Genomic DNA, 1521 nt, shown 5'->3' with positions numbered 1-1521 from the left:
GTGCTAGTGGGTGGGTTATGGGTCATTCCCTTCGCAGTGCTAGTGGGCTGACTATTGCCTCCCGAGTGCTAGTGGGTGGGGTTGTCACTGCCGAGAGCTATCCCACAATGCCAAAGCCTTCTCGGCTCCAACACGGTCGCCTTTGATCCTGAGAACGGTCTGCCTTGTCAGTCCCGTCTCCTTGGCGATGGCAGACGCTCCCGCCCCATTGTCCAACAGCCGGGCCACCTGATCAAACCCGCCACGGTCGTAGCTCGGCTTCCTGCCACGGTAGGTCTTGGGGTCAGCCCTTGCCGCCTCAATGCCGGCCTTCTGGGCCTCTTTGGTGGCAACCGCCTGTGCCTCTGCCGTTGCCGCCATAAACGCTATCAGCGCGTCCCTCACGGCCTGCTGTATCGGGTCCTTGGTCGCCCCATCGAACACCATGCCGTTGATTACGGTCTTGATGATAACGCCATCCCGCATGAAGTGCCGAATGCTGTCCGACACGTCCTGATAGTCGCGCCCCAGCCGGTCGACCCAGCGCACCACGAGCGTGTCACCGGGGCGGAGGATGTCGAACAGCCGCTTGCCCTCTGGGCGCTCTGCCAGCTTGGTCGAGACGCCAGACACTCCCTCGTCAGCAATGACCTTATCGATCTTGAACCCTGCCGCCTCAGCCTGCGTCCGCTGATGGCTCAAGGTCTGGTCGGCAGTCGACACGCGGGCATATAGGATGGTCTTGGACACGGCGGCGGCTCCTGTTCGTAAGGGTTATGTCCGTTGACTGACATGTCCGTTGACCGAAGTCAATCCTAACGTACACCCTTTCGAGCATTCATCGACCCTGTCCGCTAGACCATACCCTTGCGTACAACCCTCTAACTCATCGCCGACAATCGATAGGGGCCGCTCGAAGGTGGAAGCGAAGGGGCACGGGGGGTCGGCGCGCGTGCTTGTTATCGGATCACCCGCTCAGAAATTTCTACCAAATATTCCCGGGCCGTGCAGCCCTCACTCGGTAAATGCACTATGGACAAGGGTGCTTGCCCTATTGGCGGGACCAGGGACTTCAGCGCCAATTGGTTTGATCAAGCGGCTGGTGTATTAGGTGAATGATACGCCTTGGGAGAACAGCAATGGGTCAGCTGCCGCACGTACAGCACTGGGAGGCGCTTGTATTGCGTTCGTACAAGCTATTTGTTTCCGCCGAAGATCAGTTGGAGAAGGTGCTCGCTGAGCAAGGGGACTACGAGTTTGCCTGCCTTGAAGCTTTGAGAAGCGCGATGAACGCTTCGCTCTTTCTGTACCACTTTACGGATATCGCCGCTGTGCGCCGGTTGATCCCGCACCTTGCACTTCCAGCCGTTCCCACGTCTCAGCAGGTGCTGGTCGCAACTCGCGCGAAGATAAGAGATGCATTGCGAGCTTCTGCACCTCACACAGAGCTTTACAATAGCATGTTGGGAGAGGCTGCTAACGCCATCAAGCATGGGGTCTTAGATCAGGCGACCACATTCGTTGATCAGGATGGTGTGGCCC

Annotated in this window: 2 protein-coding genes; one reads left to right on the top strand and one right to left on the bottom strand. The window is 58.5% G+C overall.

What is annotated here, in order from left to right; all coding sequences use genetic code 11:
- Window positions 1-84 precede the first annotated feature (84 nt).
- Window positions 85-729, bottom strand: a complete 645-nt coding sequence (locus tag EOB49_RS32930) for a recombinase family protein (RefSeq protein WP_127383416.1) — start codon at window positions 727-729, stop codon at window positions 85-87.
- A gap of 389 nt (window positions 730-1118) precedes the next feature.
- On the opposite strand from EOB49_RS32930, the gene EOB49_RS32925 reads away from it, so the two are divergent.
- A partial coding sequence (locus tag EOB49_RS32925; RefSeq protein WP_164781899.1) for a hypothetical protein occupies window positions 1119-1521 on the top strand: 403 nt, incomplete at its 3' end.

Source organism: Mesorhizobium sp. M7A.F.Ca.MR.148.00.0.0, assembly GCF_003997735.1.
Lineage (GTDB): Bacteria > Pseudomonadota > Alphaproteobacteria > Rhizobiales > Rhizobiaceae > Mesorhizobium.
The sequence above is the reverse complement of the archived record's forward strand: the minus strand, read 5'-3'. Positions and strand labels throughout refer to the sequence as shown.